Genomic DNA, 7000 nt, shown 5'->3' with positions numbered 1-7000 from the left:
AGAAAACCTATGTGCTGGCGTTCGGGACGGACCCGGCGCGGCACTCGACTTCGCTCGACACGAACGGAAACAGGGGTGGGTCGCCTATTCGTTCGCCGCCGCGTGCAGCCAGTCGGCGTGGCGCGGCGCCTTTTTGGTCCGGCTCCACTCCTCGAGCATCAAGGGCGCGACGCGCTTCAGTTCGGCATATTGTTCGTCGGTGCCGATGTCGCACGCCAACTCGACGCGGTGGCCGTTGGGGTCGAAGAAATAGATCGACTTGAAGATGCCATGGTGCGTCGGGCCGAGCACATCGACGCCGTTCGCTTCCAGATGCGCCTTCGCCGCGACCAGCTCGTCATAGCTGCCGACCTTGAACGCCAGATGCTGCACCCATTGCGGCGTGTTGGTATCGCGCCCCATCTCGGGCTGGTTGGGCAGCTCGAAAAAGGCGAGGATGTTGCCGTTCCCCGCGTCGAGGAAGACATGCATATACGGGTCATATTCGCCGGTCGACGGCACATGATCCTCGGCAAAGGCGGTGGTGTAGGTCATGCCGAGCATGGCCTCATACCACTCGACCGTTTGCTTCGCGTCCTTGCAGCGATAGGCGGCGTGGTGGACGCCGCCGAGTTTGATCGGACTGGTCATCTTGTTGTCTCCATCCAGCGCGCGAAGATGTCGCCGACCGCGCTTTCCTTGTCGATCAGATCGTCGAACGAATCGAAATGCAGAACTCCGCGATCCGCCGCCTGCCACCGGATCAGCCCGGCGGGGTCGTCGAAGCTGAAGCGCTTGTCCTCCGGCGCTGTTGCGCCGCGGTGCAACACGACCCGGACCACGCCCTTCGGACTGAGACCCAGCGTAATGCGGTCGTCACCGTCGATACAGAAGCTTGGCGCGTTCCATTTGATATGCTCGCTCACCCCGTCGGCAGAATGCGCGGCAAGTTCGCGTAACTTGTCAACGATCGGTCGCTGATCGGCGGTCAAAGTAGCCAGAAAAGCGTCGATTGAGGTGTGCTTGGTCGGCAAGGTCACGCGTCCTCTTTGACCTCGAGCGCGCCGCGGCGGATCTGGTCGAGTTCCATCGACTTGAACAGCGCGGTGAAATTGCCCTCGCCGAAGCCTTCGTCCTTCTTGCGCTGGATGAACTCGAAGAAGACGGGGCCGATCACGGTCTGGCCGAAAATCTGGAGCAGCAACCGCGGGTCGCCTTCCGCCGTCGAGCCGTCGAGCAAAATGCCGCGCGATTTCAGTTCGTCGACCGGTTCGCCATGGCCGGGCAGGCGCTCGGCGAGCATTTCATAATAGGTTTCGGGCGGCGACGGCGCGAACGGGTTGCCGAGCGCCTTCAGCTTGTCCCACGCCGCGTACAGATCGTCGCAGGCAAAGGCGATGTGCTGGATGCCCTCGCCATTATAGGCGCGCAGATATTCCTCGATCTGGCCGCCGCCGCCCGCGCCTTCTTCGTTGAGCGGGATGCGGATCTTGCCGTCGGGAGCGGTCATCGCCTTCGACGTCAGCCCGGTATATTCGCCCTTGATGTCGAAATAGCGGATCTCGCGGAAACCCGCGATGCGCTCATAAAAGGCCGCCCAATGCGCCATACGGCCGCCATAGACATTGTGCGTCAGGTGATCGATCAGCTTCAGCCCCGCACCGACCGGATGGCGATCGACGCCCTCTTCGTAGGCAAAGTCGATGTCATAGATGCTGAGGTCGTCGCCGTAGCGGTCGATCAGATAGATGATCGAGCCGCCGATGCCGCGGATCGCGGGCAGGCGCAGTTCCATCGGGCCGGGATTGACCTCGACCGGCTCGGCGCCGCGTTCGATCGCCTCAGCATAGGCTTTGGCCGCGTCGCGGCAGCGCCAGCCCATGCCGCACGCCGACGGGCCATGCTCGGCGGCGAAATAAGCGGCGGGCGATTTGGGTTCGTAATTGGCGATCAGGTTGATATCGCCCTGGCGCCACAGCTGGACATCTTTCGAGCGGTGGCGCGCGATGCGGGTAAAGCCCATGCGCTCGAACACGGGTTCGAGCATGCCCTTTTCGGGCGCCGAAAATTCGACGAACTCGAAGCCGTCGAGGCCCAGCGGGTTTTCGAACAGGTCGGCCATGGTGATTCCCTCATATGGTTTCAATTGAAACTAATATCACTGACCCCACCCGATGAGTCAAGGTCCGCTGCGAACGGCTCTGGAAGGCTGCGCCAAGGACCGGTCGTCCGACAGGCCAGCCCGCGCCACCGAAAGCTGCTCGGCCTGCCCGATCCGTACCTGGACCTGATAATAATATTTGTCGGTCGGCTTTCCGTCATCGCCGAAAAAACCGATCTTCACGCGCTGCGCAACTCCGCGAACCAGCACGGTTCGGCCCTTGAAACGCCTTTCCGCCACTGCCAGCCCCTCGCCGCCTGCCAGTTCGGCCAGCACCGAGGCAGGCATGGCGATGGTCAGGCAATTGCGGTCGCGATAATCGGCCTCGGAATTGAGGTAATAAAAGCCCTTCTGTTCACCGACCGCCTTTACCTCCATCCGGAACGTCCCGGCAATTCCCGCCTTTGGGGCCAGATAGGACGCATAGGTGACCGCCTCGACCGGCGAAATGCAATCGTCGCTGCACTGAATAGGACGCGGCCGAACCACAGCCGTGGGGGGCACCGCGACGACCGGATTGTTCAAGAGCAGCAACAAGGCCGGAAGCGATATCATCTTGATCCCCTTTTTCGATTCGGACGGAGTTCCAGTGCCCTATCCTCGCGGGTTCGCGGGCCTGCCGCAATCCCCGCCGCATGGTCAGGCCGCCGCGGTCTCGATCGCCTCCAGCGCGTCCATCCACGCTGCCTCGGCCGTTTCCAGCTCGGCTGCCAGCTTGCCGCGGCGCTGCGCGAGGTCGCCCATCGTCAGCTTCGCGAGCGCGGGTTCGGCGCCCGACGGGTCGAACATCGCGCGGTCGATCGCCGAAATCTGCTGCGCGAGCTTTCCGGCCTTGGCCTCCAGCTCCTTCGAGCTCTTGCGCAGCGCCGCCTGTGCTTCGCGCGCCTTGGCCGCTTCCTGCCGCGCCGATTTCGCATCCCTGGGCTTTGCGGCGGGCTTCGCATCATCATTCGCGGCCGCTTTGCCCAAAATGAAAGCAACATAATCGTCCATGCTGCCGTCAAATTCGCGCGCCGTCCCGCCGTCGACGAGCACCAGCCGGTCGGCGGTGAGTTCGAGCATGTGGCGGTCGTGGCTGACGATCAGCACCGCGCCGTCGAAGCCGTTAAGCGCCTGCACCAGCGCCTCGCGCGCATCGACGTCGAGGTGGTTGGTCGGTTCGTCAAGGATCAGCAGATGCGGCGCGTCGCGCGTGATCAGCGCGAGCGCGAGCCGCGCGCGTTCGCCGCCCGACAGCTTGCCGACCTCGGTCGTCGCCTTGTTGCCGGTGAAGCCGAAGCGCCCCAATTGCGCGCGCACCGCACCCGGCGTCTTGCCCGCCATCACCCGCGTCATAGCCCCAAGCGGCGTATCACTGCCGTCGAGTTCCTCGACCTGATACTGGGTGAAATAGCCGACGCGCATCTTGCCCGACGCGGCCATCGCGCCGTCCATCGGTGCGAGCTGCGCCGCGAGCAGGCGCGCGAGCGTCGTCTTGCCATTGCCGTTGCGGCCCAGAAGCGCGATGCGATCGTCGGGATCGATGCGCAGGTTGAGCCGCGAAAGGATCGGCGCGCCCGGCGTGTAACCGACGCTCGCGAGGTCGAGCGTGATCAGCGGCGGCTTCAGCTCGTCCGGGCTTGGGAAATCAAAGGCGAGGCTGGGGTCTTCGGCGACCGCGGCGATCGGCTGCATCCGCGCGAGCTGCTTGGCGCGCGACTGCGCCTGTTTCGCGGTCGAGGCGCGCGCGCTGTTGCGCGCGACATAGTCCTGCAATTTGGCGCGCTGCGCTTCCTGCGCGGCTTTCGCCGCCGCGAGCTGCGCCAGGCGCTCGGCGCGCTGGCGTTCGAAATCATTATAACCGCCGGGGTAAAGCGTCACCTTCCCGCCCTCGAGGTGCAGGATATGGTCGACGACATTGTTGAGCAGGTCGCGCTCGTGGCTGATCACGACGAGCTGGCCGGGGTAGGATTTGAGGAAGCTTTCGAGCCACATCGTCGCTTCAAGGTCGAGATGGTTCGACGGTTCGTCGAGCAGCAGCAGATCGGGGTTCGAGAAAAGCAGCGCCGCCAAGGCAACGCGCATCTTCCAACCGCCCGAAAAACTGTCGAGCGGCTGCCCCTGCATCGCCTCGTCAAAGCCGAGTCCGATCAGGATGCGCGCCGCGCGCGCGGGCGCGGTATAGGCGTCGATCGCGATCAGCCGCTCGTGAATGTCGCCCAGCTTGTGCGGGTCGCGCTCGACCTCCGACGCCGCGAGCAGCTCGGCGCGCTCGGTATCGGCGGCGAGCACGGTTTCGAACGGCGTCGCACTCCCGCTCGGCGCGTCCTGCGCGATATAGCCGACGCGCGTCTTGCGCGGCATTTCGATGCCGCCCTCGTCGGCTTCGAGCTGGCCGATCATCACCTTCATCAGGGTCGATTTGCCCGCGCCGTTGCGGCCGATCAGGCCCGTGCGGCTGCGTCCCGGCAGGCTGGCGCTCGCGCGGTCGAGGATGGTGCGCCCGCCCAGGCGCACAGTGAGGCCGTTGATCGTCAACATGGGCGCGCGCCTAGCATGACCGCCGCCGAAGCCCAAGCCGCGAGGCTGGCAAATCGCATCCTTTTGCGACAGGATAGCGCGATGACGCAGCTCACCCCGTTCCACATCGCCTTTCCGGTCGACGATCTCGATGCCGCGCGCGATTTTTACGGTCGCGTTCTGGGCTGCGCCGACCCGAGCTTCCAGCCCGCATGGGACCAGTTTGTAGCTGAATGGCAAGGGCAAGAACTTCCCCAGTATTTGGCCTTGGGCGACCTCGCGCAACACCTCATCAAAAAATTGGCGGCAGGACAAGTCGATTGCTTCGAGGCGGTTTTTGAGGTTGTAGAACGATGGCAAGTAGAGGGTGAGCACTATGTTGCCGAGGCAGCAGTTATCGGCCTGCTAGAAGATTTGCAGAACACGAACCTTCATTCCACTACAAGTCCGGATGACTTTGCTCCTTGGTTGCAACCGCTTTCTGCCTCGTGGTGGACGCGACTGAAAGATTTTTGGGCCGGTAATGTCGACGCTCTGCGTGACGCTTCATAAAACATCCGTTTCCCACCCAAAGCTGCCATACCGCCGAACCACAATCCACGGCGGACAACAAAAAGCCCGCCATCCTTGAGGACGGCGGGCTTTTTGTTGGTTGCGGGAGCAGGATTTGAACCTGCGACCTTCAGGTTATGAGCCTGACGAGCTACCGGGCTGCTCCATCCCGCGTCAACCAGCGGCGATCGTCTGCGACAACCGCCAAAACAGCAAAAGGCCGGCATCGCTGCCGGCCTCTGACTTTGTGAATGGGTTTCTTTCGACCTTACGCCGGCCACAATGCCTGGCGACGTCCTACTCTTCCAGGGCTTGAGCCATAGTACCATCGGCGCTGTCAGGTTTCACGTCCGAGTTCGAGATGGGATCGGGTGGGTCACTGACGCCATGGTCACCAAGCAATGAAGCCGGCGTAGGTCAAAAGGGTTTCAATCGATATCCGTGCAATACTGTCTGATCAATCATCCACTCTCGCGGACAAACCCCTCAGGCTTGTCGTTGATGGCGGGACTCTTAAGTGCGAATAGGACAATTAGTATCGGTTAGCTCCACGCGTTACCGCGCTTCTACATCCGATCTATCAACGTGGTGGTCTTCCACGGTCCTGTGAAATCTTATCTTGAGGGAGGCTTCCCGCTTAGATGCTTTCAGCGGTTATCCCGTCCATACATAGCTACCCTGCTGCGCGGCTGGCGCCACGACAGGTACACCAGAGGTATGTTCAACCCGGTCCTCTCGTACTAGGGTCAACTCCTCTCAAATTTCGACGCCCACGGCAGATAGGGACCAAACTGTCTCACGACGTTCTGAACCCAGCTCACGTACCACTTTAATTGGCGAACAGCCAAACCCTTGGGACCTGCTCCAGCCCCAGGATGTGATGAGCCGACATCGAGGTGCCAAACGATTCCGTCGATATGAGCTCTTGGGAATCATCAGCCTGTTATCCCCGGCGTACCTTTTATCCGTTGAGCGATGGCCCTTCCACTCGGGACCACCGGATCACTATGACCGACTTTCGTCTCTGCTCGACTCGTCAGTCTCGCAGTCAGGCAGGCTTATGCCATTGCACTCTAACAGACGGTTTCCAACCGTCCTGAGCCTACCATCGCGCGCCTCCGTTACTCTTTAGGAGGCGACCGCCCCAGTCAAACTACCCGCCACAGAGGGTCCCTGATCCAGTTTCATGGATCGAGGTTAGACATCAGAAAACAACAGGGTGGTATTTCACCTATGGCTCCACGACAGCTGGCGCCGTCGCTTCAAAGCCTCCCACCTATGCTACACAGTTCTTTCCTAATGCCACTCTGAAGCTGCAGTAAAGGTGCACGGGGTCTTTCCGTCTAACCGCGGGTACTCCGCATCTTCACGGAGAATTCAATTTCGCTGAGCATCTCCTGGAGACAGTGGGGAAGTCGTTACGCCATTCGTGCAGGTCGGAACTTACCCGACAAGGAATTTCGCTACCTTAGGACCGTTATAGTTACGGCCGCCGTTTACCTGGGCTTCATTTCGGAGCTTGCACCCCTCCACTTAACCTTCAGGCACCGGGCAGGCGTCAGGCCCTATACGTCGTCTTGAAGCCGACTTAGCAGAGCCCTGTGTTTTTGCTAAACAGTCGCTACCCCCTGGCCTGTGCCCCCCACAAATGGTTGCCCAAATGTGGGGCCTCCTTCTTCCGAAGGTACGGAGGCAATTTGCCGAGTTCCTTCAGGAGACTTCTCTCAAGCGCCTTGGTATACTCTACCATCCCACCTGTGTCGGTTTAGGGTACGGTCTATAATGGAGGGGCTATTTCCTGGAACCTCT

At 61.5% G+C, this 7000-nt stretch carries 6 protein-coding genes, 1 tRNA gene and 2 rRNA genes (1 of these 9 cut by a window edge); 1 reads left to right on the top strand and 8 read right to left on the bottom strand.

Translation table 11 applies throughout. From position 1 onward, the window contains the following. Positions 1-84: 84 nt before the first annotated feature. From IR187_RS16350 to IR187_RS16330, 5 genes are all read right to left on the bottom strand, one after another. Complete coding sequence (locus IR187_RS16350) at positions 85-630, bottom strand: VOC family protein (protein ID WP_194955632.1); 546 nt, start codon at positions 628-630, stop codon at positions 85-87. Then, complete coding sequence (locus IR187_RS16345) at positions 627-1019, bottom strand: DUF1801 domain-containing protein (RefSeq protein ID WP_194955631.1); 393 nt, start codon at positions 1017-1019, stop codon at positions 627-629. Before IR187_RS16345 ends, IR187_RS16350 begins: the two co-directional genes overlap by 4 nt. Then, the gene (gene hppD, locus IR187_RS16340; RefSeq protein WP_194955630.1) at positions 1016-2101 is read right to left on the bottom strand and encodes a 4-hydroxyphenylpyruvate dioxygenase; all 1086 of its coding nucleotides are present in this window, start codon (positions 2099-2101) and stop codon (positions 1016-1018) included. Before hppD ends, IR187_RS16345 begins: the two co-directional genes overlap by 4 nt. Positions 2102-2158: 57 nt before the next feature. After that, positions 2159-2695 carry a hypothetical protein gene (locus IR187_RS16335; protein ID WP_194955629.1) on the bottom strand — a complete coding sequence of 179 codons (537 nt, stop codon included), beginning with the start codon at positions 2693-2695 and terminating at the stop codon, positions 2159-2161. A gap of 84 nt (positions 2696-2779) precedes the next feature. Beyond that, positions 2780-4660: an ABC-F family ATP-binding cassette domain-containing protein gene (locus IR187_RS16330; protein ID WP_194955628.1), complete on the bottom strand. Its 1881-nt coding sequence runs from the start codon at positions 4658-4660 to the stop codon at positions 2780-2782. Positions 4661-4675: 15 nt separating this feature from the next. On the opposite strand from IR187_RS16330, the gene IR187_RS16325 reads away from it, so the two are divergent. Then, the gene (locus IR187_RS16325; RefSeq protein WP_407699097.1) at positions 4676-5191 is read left to right on the top strand and encodes a DUF7674 family protein; all 516 of its coding nucleotides are present in this window, start codon (positions 4676-4678) and stop codon (positions 5189-5191) included. 97 nt (positions 5192-5288) lie between these two features. On the opposite strand, the gene IR187_RS16320 is transcribed toward IR187_RS16325, so the two are convergent. The 3 genes from IR187_RS16320 to IR187_RS16310 all read right to left on the bottom strand — a co-directional run. Beyond that, positions 5289-5365, bottom strand: a tRNA-Met gene (locus IR187_RS16320). Positions 5366-5475: 110 nt separating this feature from the next. Beyond that, positions 5476-5590: ribosomal RNA gene (gene rrf / locus IR187_RS16315) — 5S ribosomal RNA — on the bottom strand. A gap of 114 nt (positions 5591-5704) precedes the next feature. Further along, positions 5705-7000: ribosomal RNA gene (locus IR187_RS16310) — 23S ribosomal RNA — on the bottom strand (it continues 1495 nt past the right edge of the window).

The organism is Sphingopyxis solisilvae, assembly GCF_015475875.1.
GTDB lineage: Bacteria > Pseudomonadota > Alphaproteobacteria > Sphingomonadales > Sphingomonadaceae > Sphingopyxis > Sphingopyxis solisilvae.
This window is presented reverse-complemented; position numbering and strand designations above follow the sequence as displayed.

Excerpts from the sequence above, each read along its gene's own strand:
- IR187_RS16350 (WP_194955632.1), bottom strand. The coding sequence starts at position 630 with ATGACCAGTCCGATCAAACTCGGCGGCGTCCACCACGCCGCCTATCGC.
- hppD (WP_194955630.1), bottom strand. The coding sequence starts at position 2,101 with ATGGCCGACCTGTTCGAAAACCCGCTGGGCCTCGACGGCTTCGAGTTC.
- IR187_RS16335 (WP_194955629.1), bottom strand. The coding sequence starts at position 2,695 with ATGATATCGCTTCCGGCCTTGTTGCTGCTCTTGAACAATCCGGTCGTC.
- IR187_RS16330 (WP_194955628.1), bottom strand. The coding sequence starts at position 4,660 with ATGTTGACGATCAACGGCCTCACTGTGCGCCTGGGCGGGCGCACCATC.
- IR187_RS16325 (WP_407699097.1), top strand. The coding sequence starts at position 4,676 with ATGACCGCCGCCGAAGCCCAAGCCGCGAGGCTGGCAAATCGCATCCTT.